General features: G+C 39.7%; 11 protein-coding genes and 1 pseudogene. 4 read left to right on the forward strand and 8 right to left on the reverse strand.

What is annotated here, in order from left to right:
* Positions 1-70 precede the first annotated feature (70 nt).
* Positions 71-763 (forward strand): annotated as a pseudogene (rhuM, locus tag DXB58_RS26135) (RhuM family protein); the annotation flags it as partial.
* Between the two features lie 292 nt (positions 764-1,055).
* On the forward strand, positions 1,056-3,974 hold the full coding sequence (locus tag DXB58_RS26140) for a pitrilysin family protein (protein ID WP_122138744.1): 2,919 nt from the start codon (positions 1,056-1,058) through the stop codon (positions 3,972-3,974).
* A 187-nt stretch (positions 3,975-4,161) separates the two neighbouring features.
* Here DXB58_RS26140 and DXB58_RS26145 read toward each other — a convergent pair whose 3' ends face one another.
* On the reverse strand, positions 4,162-5,976 hold the full coding sequence (locus DXB58_RS26145; protein ID WP_122138745.1) for a long-chain fatty acid--CoA ligase: 1,815 nt from the start codon (positions 5,974-5,976) through the stop codon (positions 4,162-4,164).
* Between the two features lie 109 nt (positions 5,977-6,085).
* Here DXB58_RS26145 and DXB58_RS26150 point away from each other — a divergent pair, with 109 nt between their 5' ends.
* Positions 6,086-7,156, forward strand: a complete 1,071-nt coding sequence (locus tag DXB58_RS26150; RefSeq protein ID WP_122138746.1) for a M20 family metallo-hydrolase — start codon at positions 6,086-6,088, stop codon at positions 7,154-7,156.
* An 83-nt stretch (positions 7,157-7,239) separates the two neighbouring features.
* Here DXB58_RS26150 and DXB58_RS26155 read toward each other — a convergent pair whose 3' ends face one another.
* The 6 genes from DXB58_RS26155 to DXB58_RS26185 all read right to left on the reverse strand — a co-directional run bounded on the left by DXB58_RS26155 (position 7,240) and on the right by DXB58_RS26185 (position 17,604).
* Positions 7,240-8,436, reverse strand: a complete 1,197-nt coding sequence (locus DXB58_RS26155) for a TlpA disulfide reductase family protein (RefSeq protein ID WP_233527371.1) — start codon at positions 8,434-8,436, stop codon at positions 7,240-7,242.
* 84 nt (positions 8,437-8,520) lie between these two features.
* Positions 8,521-9,540 (reverse strand): DUF2059 domain-containing protein, encoded by a 1,020-nt coding sequence (locus tag DXB58_RS26160; RefSeq protein ID WP_122138747.1) that lies wholly within the window; start codon positions 9,538-9,540, stop codon positions 8,521-8,523.
* Between the two features lie 203 nt (positions 9,541-9,743).
* Positions 9,744-12,680, reverse strand: coding sequence for a glutaminase family protein (locus DXB58_RS26165; protein ID WP_122138754.1), 2,937 nt, complete (start codon positions 12,678-12,680; stop codon positions 9,744-9,746).
* Between the two features lie 23 nt (positions 12,681-12,703).
* Positions 12,704-14,272, reverse strand: a complete 1,569-nt coding sequence (locus tag DXB58_RS26170; protein WP_122138748.1) for an O-antigen ligase family protein — start codon at positions 14,270-14,272, stop codon at positions 12,704-12,706.
* A gap of 570 nt (positions 14,273-14,842) precedes the next feature.
* Positions 14,843-15,544 carry a hypothetical protein gene (locus DXB58_RS26180; RefSeq protein ID WP_122138750.1) on the reverse strand — a complete coding sequence of 234 codons (702 nt, stop codon included), beginning with the start codon at positions 15,542-15,544 and terminating at the stop codon, positions 14,843-14,845.
* A 35-nt stretch (positions 15,545-15,579) separates the two neighbouring features.
* The gene (locus DXB58_RS26185) at positions 15,580-17,604 is read right to left on the reverse strand and encodes a discoidin domain-containing protein (protein WP_122138751.1); all 2,025 of its coding nucleotides are present in this window, start codon (positions 17,602-17,604) and stop codon (positions 15,580-15,582) included.
* A 265-nt stretch (positions 17,605-17,869) separates the two neighbouring features.
* Between DXB58_RS26185 and DXB58_RS26190 the strand changes: the two genes are divergently transcribed.
* The gene (locus DXB58_RS26190) at positions 17,870-18,589 is read left to right on the forward strand and encodes a hypothetical protein (RefSeq protein ID WP_122138752.1); all 720 of its coding nucleotides are present in this window, start codon (positions 17,870-17,872) and stop codon (positions 18,587-18,589) included.
* Between the two features lie 295 nt (positions 18,590-18,884).
* Here the strand turns inward: DXB58_RS26190 and DXB58_RS26200 are convergent, their stop codons facing one another.
* Positions 18,885-19,796 (reverse strand): hypothetical protein, encoded by a 912-nt coding sequence (locus tag DXB58_RS26200; RefSeq protein ID WP_233527372.1) that lies wholly within the window; start codon positions 19,794-19,796, stop codon positions 18,885-18,887.
* Positions 19,797-20,739 lie beyond the last annotated feature (943 nt).

Genomic DNA, 20,739 nt, shown 5'->3' on the forward strand with positions numbered 1-20,739 from the left:
ATAGTACGGTCCTTTCTCTTTACATAATCTCCGACTCTTCATAACCAGATTTATGTGCAGCAGCACATAAATTTGGGCAACGCAACGTTTGAGGGATTATATCATCAAGGGATTTGCTCTAAATGATGAGCGATTCAAGAGTGGCTCGTCTATGAACTACTTCCGAGAACTGTTAGACAGGATTCGGGAGATTCGCTTGTCTGAGCGGCTTTTCTATCAGCAGATTAAAGATATTTACGCCACAAGTATTGATTACGATCCGTCCGATGAAATGACCCTTGCCTTTTACAAAGAGGTGCAAAACAAACTTCTTTGGGCGGTCAGTGGAAAGACTGCGGCAGAGTTGATTTATTATCGGGCAAATGCCGCATTGCCGCAAATGGGGCTAACATCGACATCTTTGCCGAATAAGGTTCGTAAGGCAGATGTTGAAATCGGGAAGAACTACCTGAATGAAGAGGAAATCGGACTTTTGAAATTGATCGTAGAACAATTCCTTGCTTATGCCGAGACTCAGGCGATCCAGCATAAACCCATGTATATGCGGGATTGGATTGAGAAACTAAAGCATGTGCTTACGATGAATGATAAAAACATATTGGAGCACGCCGGATCTATCTCTCATAAACTCGCACAGCAAAAAGCCGCTGATGAGTATGACAAATACAAGGAGATACAAAAGCAATTGGAGCGTTTGGAAAGCATCAAAGAACTGGAGCAGGATATTCAAAAACTGAATAAGAATAAGAAAAAAAGGGAATAGCTTAAACTTCAAGTTATAATGGAGGCTGAGAAGGATTCTTGGTCTCCATTATAATACTTCTAAATATTTTGGTTATTAGCAAAATCCCCTTTATATTTGCATAGAGTTGTTTTGAGGGAATGCAAAGCGCAGATGATTAGTGCAACCAAACTTTCGCCAAATCGTTACCAACAACTTATTACTTCTCAATTAAAATCTGTCAGTCAGGTAGATACAGAAAAGTTTCTTATCCGGGACAAAGATAAGCAAAATTCTGCTACCTTTGTTTTTGTTATTAAAATGTTGTCATATTATGAACAAACGATTGAAACTTTCTTGCTTGTCACTCTTCCTGGCATTAGTGATTTGCAGCTGTAGCTCACAAAAGAAGTATAGCTACGAAACAGTGCCCAATGACCCGCTAAAAGCCCGCATTTACACACTGGACAACGGACTAAAGGTTTACCTCACCGTAAACAAGGAAACTCCGCGCATACAAACATTTATCGCAGTAAGAGTGGGCGGGAAGAATGACCCGGCAGAAACGACGGGACTTGCCCATTATTTCGAACATCTCATGTTTAAAGGCACCGACAAGTTTGGCACACAAGACTACGCGGCCGAAAAGCCTCTGCTGGATGCAATCGAACAACAGTTCGAAATTTATCGTAAGACTACGGATGAAGCGGAACGTAAGGCGATCTACCACACCATCGACAGCCTTTCTTACGAAGCTTCCAAGTATGCTATCCCTAATGAATATGACAAATTAATGGCAGCCATCGGATCTACCGGCAGCAATGCTTATACCTGGTATGACCAGACGGTCTATCAGGAAGACATTCCTTCCAACCAGATAGACAACTGGGCGAAGATTCAGGCAGATCGTTTTGAAAACAATGTAATTCGTGGTTTCCATACTGAATTGGAAGCTGTATATGAAGAGAAAAATATGTCACTCACCCGTGACAACAGCAAAGTGCAGGAAGCTATTTTTTCTTCTCTTTTTCCCAAGCATCCTTATGGAACGCAGACTGTGTTAGGTACACAGGAGAACCTGAAGAATCCTTCTATCACGAATATCAAGAACTACTATAAACAATGGTATGTGCCCAACAATATGGCAATCTGTATGTCTGGCGATTTAGACCCGGATGCAACAATTGCATTAATCGATAAATATTTTGGTGGATTGAAACCCAATCCGGAACTCCCGAAACTGGACCTTCCGAAAGAGGCGCCAATCACGCAACCTGTTGTAAAAGAGGTGTTAGGTCCGGATGCCGAAAGCGTTGCACTGGCTTGGAGATTCCCCGGTGTATCCGACAAAGACTTTGAAATCCTGCAAGTCGTTTCGCAAGTATTGTACAATGGAAAGGCAGGACTTATCGACCTTGATCTGAACCAGCAACAGAAGGTCTTGAATAGTTACGGTTACCCGATGGGACTGGCAGATTACTCTGCATTGCTGTTAGGAGGACTTCCTAAACAAGGACAAACACTGGAAGAGGTAAAAGACTTGCTACTCAGCGAAATCAAGAAGCTCCGTGCCGGAGAGTTCGACGAGAAAATGCTGGAAGCAAACATCAACAACTTCAAGCTCGGTGAACTGCAAAACATGGAAAGCAACGAAGGACGTGCCGATATGTTTGTCAACTCATTTATTAACGGCACAGACTGGAAAAATGAAGTTACTGCCATCGACCGCATGGCCAAACTGACCAAAGAAGACATCGTAGCGTTCGCCAACAAATACCTGAAAGAAGATAATTATGCCGTTATCTACAAAAAGCAAGGAAAAGACCCGAACGAAAAGAAGATGACGAAACCGGAGATTACTCCTATCATAACCAATCGTGATGTAGCCAGTCCGTTCCTTGTGGAGGTACAGGAAAGCGCAGTTAAACCGATTGAGCCTGTGTTCCTCGACTATCAAAAGGATATGAGCCAATTAAAGGCAAAATCGGATATTCCGGTTCTTTACAAGCAGAATGTAGCCAATGACCTGTTCCAATTGATTTATGTCTTTGATATGGGAAACAACCATGACAAAGCTTTGGGAACAGCATTCGATTATCTCGAATATCTCGGTACTTCGGACATGACACCGGAAGAACTGAAAAGTGAATTCTATCGCCTGGCTTGTACTTTCTATGTTTCTCCGGGTAACGAACGCACGTATGTCGTACTTTCCGGACTGAATGAGAATATGCCTGCTGCCGTACAATTATTCGAAAAGCTACTGGCAGATGCGCAGGTTAATAAGGAAGCCTATACTAATATGACCAGCGATATACTGAAAGCCCGTTCGGACGCCAAACTGAATCAGGGACAGAACTTCTCCCGTTTGATGAGCTTTGCCATGTACGGTCCCAAATCCCCTGCCACCAATCTACTGACAGAAGCGGAACTGACAAATATGAATCCACAGGAACTGGTAGACCGGATTCACAATCAGAACAGCTACAAGCACCGTATTTTATACTACGGACCAAGCAGCAGCAAAGATTTACTGGCTACCATCAACCAATATCATCAGGTTCCGGCAGCCCTGAAGGATATTCCTGCCGGAAACGAGTATGCTTATCTCGAAACTCCCGTCACTAAGGTTCTAGTAGCTCCTTATGATGCCAAGCAAATATATATGGCACAGATATCCAACCTCGACAAGAAATATGATCCTGCCATTGAACCTATCCGCGCATTATATGATGAATACTTCGGAGGGGGCATGAACTCTATCGTCTTCCAGGAAATGCGTGAAACACGTGGATTGGCTTATTCCGCCTGGGCTAGCATAATGCCGCCAAGCTACTTGAAGTATCCCTATGTACTACGTACACAGATTGCCACGCAAAACGACAAAATGATTGATGCCGTCACTACATTTAATGACATCATCAATAACATGCCGGAATCCGAAGCTGCTTTCAAACTGGCTAAAGACGGATTAACCAACCGTCTGCGCACCGAACGTATCATCAAAGGTGATATTATCTGGAGTTATATCAATGCACAAGATTTAGGGCAAAACGTAGACCCACGTATCAAGCTCTACAATGACATACAGAATATGTCGCTAAAAGATATTGTCGATTTCCAAAAGCAATGGGTAAAAGGACGTACGTATGTTTATTGCATCCTGGGAGATAAGAAAGATTTGGAGCTGGATAAATTGAAAGCTGTAGGTCCTATTGAAGAATTGACCCAGGAACAGATCTTCGGATATTAAAAGAAATGATCCGGCCATAAATAATAAGCAGGTGTCAAAGCACCCCTAAACACAAAGTTTACCCCTGTTACAGATTGAACTGTAACAGGGGTAATACTTTAAAAAAGAGCTCCAATACACTCTTTTTTATTTCTGATTTATCATTTACGGTTTACCGTTTCATTTTTAACGATAAACTGCTTATCGCCTATTTCTCACTTTCTTCGTACATCTTCTCTATCTGTTCACTATAATTCTTGGCAACCACTGACCGTTTCAGTTTCAGTGTATTAGTCAACTCTCCACGTTCCATGCTGAATGGTTCAGGCAGTAAAGTGAAACGTTTGATTTGTTCATAATGTGCAAACTGTTGCTGAAGTGTATCGATCCGTGCACGGAAGAGTCCTACAATCTTCGGATGCTGCAACAGTTCCGCCATATCCTTATATTCAATACCCTTTTCTTTGGCATACTCTTTCACGAATCCATATACAGGAACAATCAGAGCCGAGACAAACTTACGTTGATCGGCGATAATGGCAATCTGGTCGATATAACGGTCAATGACCAACTTCGTTTCCAAAGCTTGCGGAGCGACGTACTTGCCGTTTGATGTTTTGAATAAATCTTTAATACGTTCCGTCAGGAAAAGCTGTCCATTTTTAAAGTAACCGGCATCACCTGTATGGAACCAACCATCCGGCTCAATAGCAGCAGCTGTGGCTTCCGCTTTTTTGTAATAGCCTTTTGTGATCGTCTTACCCCGAAGCAAGATTTCATTGTCTTCGCCAATCTTCACTTCAAGTCCCGGCAATACAACGCCTACCGAACCGATGTCATAACCAACCGGCAGCGTACAAGATACAGTAGCCGTCGATTCCGTCAGTCCATATCCTACCACCATATTGATTCCTACCGAATGAACGAATTCATTGATTTCATCGGGAACGGCAGCACCGGCAGTCGGGAAAAAGTTACCATTCTCAATACCGATTGTTTTTTTCAGCAGAGAATAGATAGTCTTTTCGTAAAACTTATATTTCAGTTGATTCATCACCGGAGGAGTCTTTCCCAGACGCAGATAATCCAGATTATGGATTCTACCTACCCGGATAGCATCCAACATCAGTGCTTTCTTCAATCCTGTTGTTTCGTTTATTTTTTCCTGCACCCCTGCATATACCTTCTCCCAAAAACGGGGAACACTGCACATCAGTGTCGGGCGAATTTCCTTAATGGTTGTCTGTATATCTGCCGGACGGAGATTGATACAAATCTGCACTCCTTTATGAATACAGAGATAACACCATGCTTTCTCAAACACGTGTGTTAATGGAAGGAAGTTCATCGATACATCCTTATCCGACATCGTCGTCAAACGGTCATCATGTGTATGAAACTGTTCCAGATAACAGGAATGATGAAGCATAACCCCTTTCGGTTCCCCCGTTGTGCCGGAAGTATAGAGAATATTTGCCAAGTCATCATAAGAAGCCCGCTCCGTACGTTCTTCTACCGTATCATTATGAGGCAATCCCTCTCCCGTCGCCATAAATTCATCAAAATAGATAGACGATACGTCACGAGGGTCTTTTACCACCGAACGGTCAAAGATGATCAGTTGTTGTAAAGAAGAGCAGAAACCAAAAATGCTGAAAGCGGCATCATACTGGTATTGCTCACCGACAAAAAGAAAACGAATCTGCGCATCATTAATGATATATTGCGCCTGCGCAGGTGAACTGGTTGCATAGAACGGAATGGTAACCGCCCGGTTGGCAAATGCACCAAAGTCTACATAGAACCATTCGGGTTTATTCTGTGAAAATATACCGATATTCTCTTGTTCTTCCACTCCCAATGCCACGAAAGCATTAGCTGCTTGGCGTACTGTTCCGGAGAACTGCTTCCATGAAATAGGAATCCATTGAGCTGTCTCATAGTCGCGGTATTTTAAGGCTACCTTGTCGCCATATTTTTCGGCCTGACGATGGACCAGGACAGATAAATGATGATAAGTCATACTCTTTGTATTAGTAAATATGGTACAAAGGTATTAGTTTTATTTGAAACTATTGCTCAAAACGACTATCTTTGTGCAAAGATTAAGATATAGATAAAAGATTTGCACTATGAAATATGATATTCCGTATATGTCGACAGAGGCTGTAAGCCTACTTAAATCGCTGATTAGTATCCCTTCAATCAGCCGGGAAGAAACCCAAGCTGCGGATTTCCTGCAAAATTATATTGAAATGGCAGGTATGCAGACCGGACGTAAAGGAAATAATGTGTGGTGCTTTAGCCCTATGTTTGATTTGAAGAAGCCTACTATTTTACTTAACTCCCACATAGACACAGTGAAACCAGTTAATGGTTGGCGGAAAGATCCGTTCACTCCACGTGAAGAGAATGGTAAGTTATATGGGCTAGGAAGTAACGACGCCGGCGCCAGTGTTGTTTCCCTATTACAGGTGTTCCTGCAACTATGTCGTACTTCACAAAAATACAATCTGATTTATCTTGCTTCCTGTGAAGAAGAAGTTTCTGGAAAAGACGGAATTGAGAGCGTATTGCCGGGACTTCCTCCTGTTTCATTTGCCGTAGTGGGCGAACCGACGGAGATGCAACCTGCCATTGCCGAAAAGGGATTAATGGTATTGGATGTTACTGCCACAGGTAAGGCGGGACACGCCGCACGCAACGAAGGAGACAATGCTATTTACAAGGTATTGGACGACATTGCCTGGTTCCGTGATTATCGTTTCGAGAAAGAATCACCGTTATTGGGACCTGTGAAGATGAGTGTCACTGTCATCAATGCCGGCACACAACACAATGTCGTTCCCGACAAATGTACGTTCGTTGTCGATGTTCGAAGCAACGAGCTTTACTCAAATGAAGAACTGTTTACGGAGATTAAGAAACATATTTCCTGCGAAGCACAAGCCCGTTCATTCCGCCTCAACTCTTCACGAATCGACGAGAAACATCCGTTTGTTCAAAAAGCTGTGAAGCTGGGACGCGTGCCTTTCGGTTCTCCAACCTTGTCCGATCAGGCATTAATGTCCTTTCCATCGGTAAAAATTGGCCCGGGACGCTCGTCACGTTCACACACGGCAGAGGAATATATTATGCTGAAAGAGATAGAAGAAGCTATTGGGCTGTATATGGAATTATTGGATGGACTTCTTATTCAATAAAAGTCATTGGTGAATTGATAGTTGTTATCATACTAATAACTTTCAACTATCAATTCACCAATACAATAAAAACAAAACAACGATTATTCAAACAATTTCGATAAAGCTTCTTCCAGCTTTTCCCCTCTCAAGTTCTTGTCTATAACTATGCCTGTAGGATCTACAAGAAAAGTTCTGGGTATAGCATAAATGCCATATACGTCACCAGCATCCACATCCAATAATTGTGTCCAGTTCATTCCAAGTTCTTCAATAGCAGCCCTCCAAGATTTCAGTTTCCGATCTGTAGATATGCTAATCACCTCAAATCCCTTAGAAACATATTTTTCATAGGCAGCTTTCACATTAGGCATTTCATGCCGACAAGGTCCGCACCATGAAGCCCAGAAGTCAATCAAGACATATTTTCCCTTACCTACATAATCAGACAAGAGCTTCATGTTACCAGTATTGTCTTTCACTTTAGCATCCGGGAAATGTTCCCCAATCTTTATCTTAGCGTCCATCTCCTTCCGCTTCTTTTGTTCTTCACGCTGCTCCGGAGTTATTCTCTTTTCAACTTCCGCCTTCATACGCAACTGTGCCTGATTCTTCTTTTCCACAATGTTTCTCACCAAATTATTTTGTGAAAATATAGGCGAAGCTTCTTTCATCAAAATCTCCATATCCTCAAAAGGCATCATCATACCTCCAATGGAGAAAAGGTATATACCCACTATACTATTCTTATAATCCCTTATACAATGTGATACAGAATCCATTTGTGCAAGAAATTTCTTCTCTATCTTATCATATCTTGCTCTAAATGCAGTATCATTCACCATCTTATCAGCAAATTCTTCAGATTTCATTCCGGTCATTAACTTATAAATACTATCTGATGTTTTTAGCATATTATCCATTATAAGCTGCATACGATTTAAAGCTATATTCAATGAATCATTTAAGGGTGTTCCCCCTCTCTCGTTCGTAGCAGTATTCACAGATATTTTTCCTTTTTCAAGAATCAACGGATAGGTTTCTCCATCCATATCCTTGATAATTGCAATATCCGGCATCTGATATACACCGGAAAAAGAGAACTTTCCTTTTTCCACTGTTGTGCTGTCCAAAACAACTTCTTTAGCATTCTTTCCATCTCCCTCTCCCATCAAGCATAAATACAACAATTGATTATTCAATTCCTCATTAGCAATACCTTTGATTGAGTATTTCTCTTGGGCCGAAGAAAATATAGCAATAGCACAAAACGTGCATAGAATCATAATTCGATTTCTCATATAGAATAAATTTATATCAAAAACAGTAAACGCTCATGTTCATATACCTACTATTATCATTTCAAATTCCGATCATCATTTAAACTAATAATAGATCTTCTTATCTTTCTTATCGGAAACGGCCTGATAATCTTTCACTTTTATATCAAAATATGATTTAGACCTTCCATCGTCATTAGAAGGCAACTGTTCTTTATCCTTTTCATGCGGCAACTCAAGAATATCTATTTCTTTCACACTCTTCTTCAGTTTCGGGAATAAAAGACTGATATAAATATATTTATGATTAAATCCTTTGACAGCCAACAGCCTACCCATCGGAGCTCCACCATCATATCCTCGTACATTATATTCATCGCCACTTTTCTTATCAACAATCTTAAATCCCGGACTATAATACAACCATTGCCAATCCCAATAAATAGGTTGTATGAATGTCACCTTAGTATCGTCCTTTCTCCTTTCAATCGAATATAAAGAAGGACTTGTAGACCTCCCATTCTCATACGCTTTCTCATACACTTCTTCAGGAACTACAACTATACTATCACTAGGAAGCATATAAGCTTGTGCATATAACTCTTTATCACGCTTCTTCTTTTGCTCATATTCCTTCAGCCGTTGTTCATCTCTTTTTACTCGTTCACTTCTCTCCGGCATTACTTCTTTGAACATCTCTGTCTGGAGTTGCTGCACTAACAACGGCATTGCCTCACGCATAACAATCAACGAAGCCTCTTTATATTTTTCACCTACAGGAGATTCATAAAATGCAGCAACAGCTTTCAATTCTTCCAATGTTAAATGCTTCTCATAAACAGGCATATACATTTCAAATATCTTCTTTTCCATCTTCTGTTTCCAATTTTTAGCAAACTCATTCCAATAAGCCTCATTTTCTTTCGGCACATTTAATTTCATTATAGAAGATAATTTCTGGAAAAAGTCATCCGTAGTGGTCGAAGTACCAGAAAAGTCCATAATCTTCTTCAATGTTTCTTTGTACTCATTTGTCGCATTTGTATTTTGTGCAGAAGCTGGTAAAATTAAAGCAAGCAATGCAATTATACACATCGTTACTTTAGGAAGGAAAATGTTTTTCATAATTATCTGATTTTATTTATGGGATTTATATTGATTCCATGTGTTGTCCCGCATTTCTTACAAAGATACACATTAAACCAACATCATTCAATAGTATATTACAATCAATAAGGTTGCTATTCACGCCCTCCGTAAAGTACAAACAAACGAAATATCCCCTATTCATCTTTAATTATAACTTTCAGGTGCTTACTCTATCAAGATTATCTTGAACAATTCATTTCATCTTTTGAAACGATATTATTACCTTTTACATCCAAAACCGCCTCTAACAATTTTATGAAATAGGCACCCGTTACCGGTCTTCCCCACGATGTGACTCTTGTTTTCTGATTCACAACATTATAAGTGTCTGCCATTGGTACACGCCATTTGTTTTCATTCATATAATTATAAAGCGGAAGAATAAACTCACGAAACATGAACCGGTCATTTTGCAATGCAGCCGCCCATACAGTCCAATCAGCTTTCGCATAATCAGTTTTACCATGCAACGGACAACCGTAAGTATTCAATTTAGTCCTATAAAAAGCAGTCTCCAATTCTACGACTCTATCCGGAAAAACATGAAGGTCAAGGAGTTTATCCCAAATCAAGTTATATTTTTGCCCCCAGCTATCCATCTGGTCAAAAGCCAAACGATAATGGTCCCCGTCAGAAGCCTGCTTCTCCCATTCTTCGGCCATTCTTTTTGCTGCTGCCAAATATTTTTCAGCATCTTCCTGTTTATCTAGCATTTTTGCCAGAAGAGCATACGATGCAATACCTAAAATTCCTTTGGCAGACAAATTAGCATTATGAGAATAGCGGCCGGCAAAGCTATCGGTATCAATCTGTTTACCGGTATCAACCCCGTTCTCCACCAAATACCCCGCCCATTTGGAGAGAGTCTCCCAATGAACCTTTGCGTATGATGCATCTTTTTCCGCTTTAGCCATAGCAGCCACCATAATCAGCATATTTCCGGCATGTTCAACCGGTAAATCTCCCCCTTTCGCTTGTCCGTTTACAAACGGATAACCGCCCAAATCATGAGCCGGGAAAGGCTTATTCCATTTACCACTCTCACTATAATAAAAGAAAGGATTCAACATTGCTTTCAGCAGATCGGGATTATAACAAAGAAATAGCGGTGAAGCAGCATAATAAATATCCAGTGAACCCACCAACGTAGTAAAATAGAGCAACTCATCACTCGAATCCTTAGACATCTGGAAAGACGAAACGGCCTGACGATATGCCGAAGCACATAGTTCTGCGTACTCTTTACCACCGACACGGCAAGCATTTTCCATCAATTGCCTGTCAAAAGCATAACACCTTGCCATTGTTTCTTTATATACTTTTTCCGCGTCTTCATATAATCCTTCTATCGTTCTATCTCCGTCCTTATTCCAATAAGGTCGTAGGTCCTCACCGAAATAAGCCATTGTATACAATCCATCGAAAGCCGCAATCAGATGTTGGGGAAACTCACTATTCATTTCCAGCTTCTGTGCTATAGCCGCATAACGTTTTTCATTCGACCGACGCATTTCTTTCAAATCACCTTCTTTCATAAAGTGTGCCCGCATCTCTGCCGCGTCCCCTTGTGCATAAGTAGCATTCTCTTTCGCTCCTAAATAGAAGTACCCCCAGGCCGGAGCATCTTTCAGCTTATCTACCCATAACTTCTGATTCTCACGACCGGTCTTCATCATCACCCAACCGTCTTTTTCATACATCTCCGTAGACTGCCCGGCACGAAAGGCTTTATGAGGATCCATTTCAAAATAAATAGCGACATCATGTTCCTTACCGTCCAAGGCCTTAGCCTGATAAGAAATATAATTGACCGGGCGACTTAACAGTTCCAAATCATCCAATAAATAAGGAGCCGTAAACGTCAGTTTCAATTCCACATCTCCACAAGCAAAAATATAATGTGTTTGGGTAGCCTGCACATCCACTGATTTTTGCCCGGCTTCCTTTAGCTCACCATACAACCCGAAATCTGCAAAGGAAGTACCTCCCCAATTCACACAACGGGCAGCAAACAAGGCTTTTCCATCTTTCATTGTTTCCAAGATAGAATCCGGGATCTGCACTTTCACATCGTTGCGTGCCTTCGTTCCTGTACGAACAAGCTCCTTTCCATTAATAAGCAGCTGCATACCGTCATTATACGAATAACGCACAAAAAGTTGTCTATTTTTCACTAAAGAAGGATCGAATGAGACTTCCCTCCTAATCCATAGCCTATTGGTATTCCAGGGGGTACCAACACTCGGTCCGCCTTCCGTGCCAAAAGCAGCGCTTCCTTGTGCCCATGTGCTATCATTGAAAGCAGCCATTTCCCAACCCTCTTCCGGTTGTTCCGTTGTATATTTCCCAATCCATTCCTTCTCATTAGAAACAGGAGCTATGCCTTCTACCAATATTCCCGGCTCCTCTGCAAATAAGCCGAAATCAATCAATGCACTACCTTTTTTATTCTCACAATGAGCTGCAATAAGGGCTTTCCCTTCCTTCATTGTATTCAAGATAGAATCCGGCAACTCGACTTTTAAATTTGCCGCTGCGCGGTCCGCACTCACGACTAGTTTTCCGTTAATATATAATTGAAGTATGTCATCATACGAATAACGCAAATAAATTTTCTTGTTCTCAAGCAAATATGGATCAATATCCACGATTTCCCTCCGCACCCAGATATCAGTAGAAAGCCACGGCGTTCTCGTTTCACGTCTGTCGCGTGTACCGAATGCACCTTCACTTACCTGCCAATATTGATCATTAAAATCCGGTTGCTCCCAACCTTCATCCGGTCTAAGAGAGGTGAACTTTCCTTCCCAACTTTCATAATCGTATGCCATTGTTGCAATGGCTTGCATAGGCAGATCACGACTACCCATAAAGCGATACATCGTACCGTCTACCCGCAGGAAACCGACAAAAGGAAGATTTTTCCCATTAGTAAAAATCATATTCTTCTCCGTCAGCTGATCTGCTGTCGACCATAAACGCAGATGCGGGTGGAGCATCAGTAACGGATAAGCAGGCACACGCAGATCATTTTTAATAGTTTCGTCAGAATAAGGAACACTTTTCGAACAGGCTGCCAAAAGCAATATTAGTAAAGCAATCAATAGTTTCTTCATTGTTTCATTTTTTAGTGACCAAATCATCCTTTCATTTGTAATATTTCTTTTTCCATCTCTCGTTTCATCATACGTATTGTCATGGAATTTATCTTTACCGGTTTATTTATAATCATTTCAGCCGTTTCATAGGCTCGTATGTTTTCACCAAACTGCTTATAAAGTTTAAATAGTTGATAAAGTGGAGTAAATCTCGATGGACACATCATTGATGCATTCTTGTAATATTTTTCTGCTGAAATAAAATCTTTTTGTTCCTGATAAATCTCTCCTATCATCAATTCCAAATCATAATCCGCCCAATACTTGCGACACTCCAACGCTACCTTCAAAGCCTTCTCGTATTCTTTGGCTTCCGTGAAAACAGCAGCATAATTATACAGGAAATAAGGATTATCTTCGAATCGGTGTTTCAGACTCACATAGTACGGAAGCGCCTCATCATACGAATGACAAAGAGCTAACTCCGAAGCCTCCTGCCAACTGCGTTCCGACTGTGTACGTGCGCCCAGCCTAACCTGTCCCCAAAAGAAGCCCATCAACGCTGCGGAATATATTATATTCCTGCCCCATGTACCTATCTTTATCCGCTTCAAATAATCAGCAGTCAACATGAGAACGGCAAGAAATGTCACCATCCACGTAAAAGGATACGTAAACGGATAGGAAAAGAAAGAGAATATGCCTATTGATAGCAAAGCATAAAGAGCTATTTTCTTTTCCTGTGTAGGATTTTGCCTATAACAATACACAAGTGCCCCCACAATACCCAAAAGCAAAGCCAATCCGACAATACCGAAATTAATCAGAACTCCCAAATATTCATTGAAAGGCTGCTTTACATTATCCGCTAACATTGCATAGCGATTTTGCGAACCATATTCTTTGAAATAATCCGCCTGATAGTCCATATATTTAGCCTCGAAACTTCCGACGCCATGCCCCGTCCAAGGAGCATCTTTCACCATTTCCAAGCCACACCGCCAAATCAACAACCGACCATCTGCCGAATCTTTTTTCAACCAATAGGAGCCGATTATTAACAATCCTATCATAGATACCGATAATAAATATCTCCACAATCTCCCATGAACGAATCTTCCACACAAAAACATGACACATACCGCAATGACACTTACCATGCCGGATCGCGAATGAGATAAAAATACTGCCAATACCATCACTCCCCCTGCCAGCCATCCAGCATATCGAATATACTTATTTCTATGTATGATCAAAAAAACGACAAAAGGCAATCCGGCACAAAGACAAGCTGCAAATCCTGCCGGATTATCAAAACTACCGGTCACACGGAAGGTTGCATGAGAAGGAACCAAACCTACGTATTGCAATATTCCATAAACAGCCTGCAACCAACAACTGGAAACAATGATACTCCCCCATATCGCCATATCCACCACTATGGATTTACGCTGCAATGCCAAAAATGCAGCACACACCAGCATCCATAACAGCACAAACAAAACGCAGCACCATTTAGGCACAATATATGCGTCTGTAAATTGGTGGGAATATACAAACATACTGCCTATACATGCTGCGACAAACAAAATATGAAAGAGTCTTATCATTTCTATCCTAATATTAAATCAAGTTCTCATCCTCCAATGCATCATCGGACACGAGGACTGCTAACGTGGCAAAACGTACCACTATGCCAGATGATATTGCCAACAAAGCCAACCACGTTTTGAGGAATACCAGCCTTACTCATTTTATCTTTGCTTTTGCTAAAAGCCCTTCAAATCCTATCATATTTTTCCATTGTTGATGATGAATGATTCGGAATAACCTCAATAAAGCGAGGTTTATTAGTATCCATACTGTCTTTCAATTGGAATAAAAGATGCCACCAGCATATAATTTCGCATTTATTCGTTTTTAATATTACTACTTACTTATATCATCCTTATCTTATCATGCTCATAATAGAAATTATAAGCATAACTAAAACGATAATTACAGAATCATAATCTCTCTTTTTGCCCGTGAGTATATTTATAATTTCCCATAAAAAAATACTCCCCCAAGTTGAGAGATAAGCTACATTCAACACTATATCTCCTATTGGATATTTCCTATTTATCATTGACAATGATATATATATGATACACAACCCTACATATATCTTATTTTTTTTATTAATGTTTTGCATTATGTCTTCGTTGGCAATCTTCAAATTCACTTTTTGCTTTAGCTATAGCATCATCCATTTCTTTATAGGCAGCTATGACACAAGGACAAGTAAAGCCACCTGTACATAGACATCCTAATATTTTTAAGGCACATTCATTTTCTGCAAAACTAGTTGCTCTCTGATAAGGTTCCCAACAAACTGAATATAATATCTCCTCCCTATCCTTGGTTAGAGATCTAATATTAGAACTACTAGAATAATTAAACAATTCTTTCTTCTCAATATCTTTCAACTTACAGAAAGACATACTAGATAACAACTCATCCCTATATTCTATCAATAATTGCATATCTTCTGATAATTCTGCCTTAACTATAAAATCATCAATAAATTCATCATTATTTATATTATAATTAAATGTTTCAAGTTCATCATTATCCAAAGAGTTAAGATATAAAGTAAACTTAGATTTCACTAATCTAAATTGAAGTATATAATCTAGAAATTCATTAGAATCAGCAACCGAATCTACTAAAGTGCATATTGATCTTGCAGAAAGAGCATGTGTATGAACCTCTCCCTCACAAATACCTGTCTCATCAAAAAAAGCATCTTCTGAATTACAACTGTAGACAATACAAGTCATACAAACAACAAGTACTAAAGTGCTCATGCACCAAACTTTTTTCTTTAATTTCAAATTCATGATAATCTATTTTTAATTAATAAAATGGTTTTACTTCATTTCCACACCTGCTTTCCACCCTCATACACAAAAATCCGTTCCTGATTCCCTCGTGTATGATTCTGCAACAGCAGCAACGCTCCTTTAGGAACCCTCCTGTAAACCAGCGAATCCAACATCGCCGTTTGCTGTCCTAACGTCCTCCACCCTCTCTTTGTACAATAAGACAATTCATAATCATCCAACGACCGAACATAATTATCCCGGTTGGCAGGCGTATAAATTATCTTATCTACCACCTTTGGCGTGCCTAGGTCTAACCCAGTCCAGCCGCCATAGGGTTCCGTGTAGTCAAAAGACGTTTCAGTATTACCGTCGAATGCATTCGTATATTCGTGCGAGCCATCCTGTTGATAGCAACCGGGAGTGCCTATAACTCTACCGCTTAATGGCAACAGTCCGCCCGCTTCATAAAACTCTATTTCCGCCACATTACAATGCCCCTTTTCCGGTCCTATATAGCGAACATACCGACAAGGCGTCAAAGAACGGGAATACGCCATTGTCCGCAACCGTTCGGGTTGCTTTTCTATCAGGAAAAGCACCTCTTTCTGACGAAAATCCGGATCATTGCTTCCTTCAAAAACACCTCCTATCATACGTTTCTGATACTTCTCATCTTGCCACAAAGGATATTTAGCAAACAGCGTTACATCCTGAACACTATCTGACGGAGTAAAAACATGAAACTCACCGGAAACAGTCATTTCAAAAGGATCAGTCCAGTAACGAAGTCTTCCCCGTTCGTAAGTTGCTATCCGCATGACGGGTTCTATCTGGACATCGCTGAAAGCAAGATGTTCACCATCAAATTCCGCCCATGCCACAGGCTCCCAATCCATGCGGCTACTGCCACAAAGATAAGCGATACGCGAACGGGGCTTTCCCGAATAAAGCATAGATGCAGGAATCTCCAGTTTCTTTTTGTATGTCTTTGCGTAATCGGCTGTTACGTCAACGATGTGCGGATCTCGGAAGAAAGGTACAACAGCCGTATCCAAGCGTTGCATTTCTGCCTGCATAATACGATTAAGACTGAACGTATTCCGATAAACCTTTATTTTCGAAGCTCCACACATCTTATCCTTACGGACTTCTTTTATCTTATCCGGATACTCCTGAAAATAAAGCGTACCATATTTATCTGTGAACGACACCCACTGATGCCCATCATTCCCACCTCCATGAAGAGGCATAAAATCTATGGCACAAGGAATTCCCAACGCACGACAAACATAAACAACATAATCGGAGAGTTCACGACAACTGCCCGAAACGCTTTGTGCAATCTCCGGTCCTACATGAGGAAGTCCTTGCGGAACCGTAGTTGTAAAGAAGCGGCTACGTTTACGAAGAGAATCGCACAAACAACGGGCTGCAACAAGAGGATCTTCTATATCAAGAACAGTGGAAGCACACAACGAATCAAGCAAAGGATTATACTTTCGATAAATATCCTCACGCCAATAGCTTAATGTTTCATCACCAATACGATAAGGAAGAATATACTCGCAAAAATCGTCAAAAGATACATTCTTCCCCCAAGGCTGTTCCTGCCAAACTTTAAATGCCCAGTCAATGTTATTACATAAATAAGCGGAATCGACTGTCAAAACGTCTTTGCAATATTGCAAAGAATCTAAAGAGAATGGTCCATACATCCTTCTGATAGAATCTATCATTGCTTGTGGATATACCTTTTTACTTCGCGCTTCTTGCAAGAGAGTAAAGAAGGTGAGGTATTGTTCCAGCAGCTTACCTTTATAATAGGTATAAGATGGCATATTCTCTATCAGGAAACAAGCTGCCCTATATTTCAGGCTATCCGATGGATTGGATTGATAACGATGTAACACCTTCTCAAGTTCAACACGATTTTCTCCAGCCTGTGACAAAGCTGCCTCCAACGGAAGTACAATAGCAGTCTCCTTTTTCTTCTCTTGTGAACAAGAATATAAAAGAGAACCGCCTATAATAACAAAAAGGCAAATAATAGGAATCAGCTTTGTCATTGCTTTCATAATATTATTTTTATACAAAGATACGAGCATAACAAATGCCATTCAAGGGGGCGTTACACTTCTATCCCTGTCATACAGGCATTTATCGGACATTTAGAGCCCTAAAAAAGTCATTTTATATCTAAATTGTAACATTGATATATGAGTTATTATAGTCATCAAACAGCTATTTGAACAAATTATTTTATTTTTTGAACAAAACGTTCCATCTAATTGCTGTAAAATCCCTTTCTTTGTTTTTCCTAATTTAAATTATAAACAAGACATGAAAAGCGAGAACAAAAAACAGAGTAGCATATATGTAATTACACTGTTTGGAATATTATTGACCACATTCCTTATTTATAGTTGTAGCACCGATGAATACAACTATACAAATGAGACAGCAACAGAAGTAAACTCAATTGCTAAAACACGCAGCTTGGTCTCTCAAACTTGGAATACAGGAAATGTATTGATAGATTCCGTTGCCAATTCAGACGAGTTTTATGAATTTGAAAGATGCAGTGAACAATTAGCGGACAAGTTTGGTGCTTATACATCCAAACTAAATAATGAAGAATATGACAAACTCATGGAAAGTCTGAATGATGATGAGTATATGGAAGATTTCATCAAAAAAGCGAATCTGGAAGAAGAACTCCGACAAATGGATGAAGCTAAAAAAGGCTTGCTTGAGCATACAGTATTCTTAAGATTGAGTGAAGAGGAACGGTTGTCATTATTCAGGCAATATGCCAAAAGTCGTGAGCTAGCAAAAAGAAAGATATTAAAAACACGCAAAGAAGGAAATGGAAACAGTAAATGTGAAGAATTGAGACAAGCAGCATACGAACAAGCAAAAACGGAGTATGATAATGCCATAGCTACAAACTGTAAAGGTATGGGACCTCTCTCACCATGTTACTTGAAAGAAACAACAGTATATAAAGCAAATATAAGAATAGCAAATAAAGATTATGAGAATTGTATAAACAATCAATAACAATGATTCGCTATATTATACTTTATTACAGTACATGCGCTGTCTGCATTATCATGTGTTATCTAGATCTTTTTATAGATAACATCGATTCTATTCTTCAGCTGTTTCTCATTCATTTCTTCGATTTTCTTTCGTGGATCATAGTAACAATAGGCGCAATCAAATGTATGCCAGAAAAATCATATTCTAATAAACGAGTATGGTTTTATTGTGCAGCGATGTCAGGAATGCTTGCAGCAATTAAGTCTTTCGTCAAACTAATAGAAATATTAGACACATAAAGATAAGAGAAGAGTTAATCAATCTCCAGTAAAAAAGCCTCCAATTCTTTATCTACAATCCCTAAACGTTTCCGGGCACGTGATCGCATAGTACGATAAGATCCGTCGCTTACACATAGAACTGACAAAATCTCTTCTTTTGTTTTATACATTCGGATCAATACGCATAACACAATATCTCGTGGAGGAAGCTGAAGGCTTTGCGACTTCAACCAACCAAAAAAATCAGGATCTATCGTTCTACATCCTTCTACCAACAAAAGATAATCTTGGGCAGACAATTGAGCAATAGATTTATTCTCTATCAATTTACGAACTAAAGAAATGCCTCTTTGGATGGATAAAGGAGAAGCTAGCAATTGCTGTAACTTTTGAGATTGAATAATAGATTGTTGTCGTTCATTCTGCAATTTTTGATATAATAAAATCGAATACTTAATTATACCGGCTATCAATATGCCAGCAACCACTAAAGTAGGAATTGTATAGGTAGACAATGCCGGTGCCACCTCCTGATGTATTTCTTTTGGCATAACGACATATATCTGATCTGCTGTAATTAAAAGAAAAGCAGCGATACACTGCCAGTCCGTTATTTCGGAAGGTATACCATGTGCCCCCTTCTCACGAAATGTCCACAGTAAAGCCCCCACAAAGAGTGTCAACCACATCAATAGATGTATGGAAGATGAAAACGCATCAACATACATTTCAGGGAAGAAAACCTGAAATAAATAGGCAGCCAGCAAAATTAGACAACAAAGCAAGCCTCCTGAAAATAATTGTTTAAAAGAATAAGCGGACAGTTTCATCATTCTCCTTATCTTGTGCTCTTGAGCTACAAATATACGCAAAGAAATATAGACGAAAAGAGATTGATAATATTTTTTTTCAGTCCAGGTTTCTTTTTGTAACTTTGTCGTCAAATACCAAGCATTGGTACGATGATTTGAAATCGCTAACCGCGGTTAGCGAAATTGAAACTCAACTTTTGATACCGTATGAAAAAACTTTCCAAAAGATTCATTCAACATTTTCATTTAATCCTGTGAGCGTTCGCCCTGACTTTCTGTACTTTCGCTTCTCTTCTGCAAAAGATTTTTCATTTTCATTTCTCATATTCTCATAGCATTCGTATAAAGCATATATTATCAGATAGATAGTCTATGAGAAATGCCTATTTAAAAAACATTTCTCATAGTTTGATGGCAAAATTGTGCAGGTTCTAGGTCATTTCTCATACTCGTTTTAGGTATTTCTCATCGTATTCTGTCGCATTTCTCATTCACAGAACGGATGGCTTGCTCTGTGTACTGTTCTCTTATTCCTACGCAATAGCATCTTGCAAACAGTTCATTGCTTATTTGCATAAAATAGACTAATTAATCATTTGTGAGTCATCAAGTTATACCATTTTCTATAAGGAAGATATCATTCGTTCCACTCTAGTGGAAAGATCGTTGTACTCCAGTGGAAAGAATCGTTCACTCTAGTGCAAAGATCTGTTCACTGGAGTGGAATGAACTGGATAGCGGTAAGACAAAACGGTAATGGTGAAGGAAAAACAGATAAGTATATGGTGAATAATACACAGAAAGGCAATAAACAATAGAGAGTTGCTAATCAAACTGAAGAAGAAAAGGAGTATGAGAATAAGATGAGAAATGACTTGGAACATATGAGAAATACACCATTTTTAGCTAAAAATAGTGAAAAGACTATGAGAAATACCGTTTTATGTTTTATTTCTCATGGCATTATATAAATGGTTTACAACAGATTAGCATATTTCTATGAGAACATGAGAAATAAAAATGAAAAATCTGGTTCTTCGTCAAATTTGGTGGTACTTCTTCTATTGTGAATAAA

The sequence above is a fragment of the Bacteroides sp. OM05-10AA genome (genome assembly GCF_003439055.1).
Lineage (GTDB): Bacteria > Bacteroidota > Bacteroidia > Bacteroidales > Bacteroidaceae > Bacteroides > Bacteroides intestinigallinarum.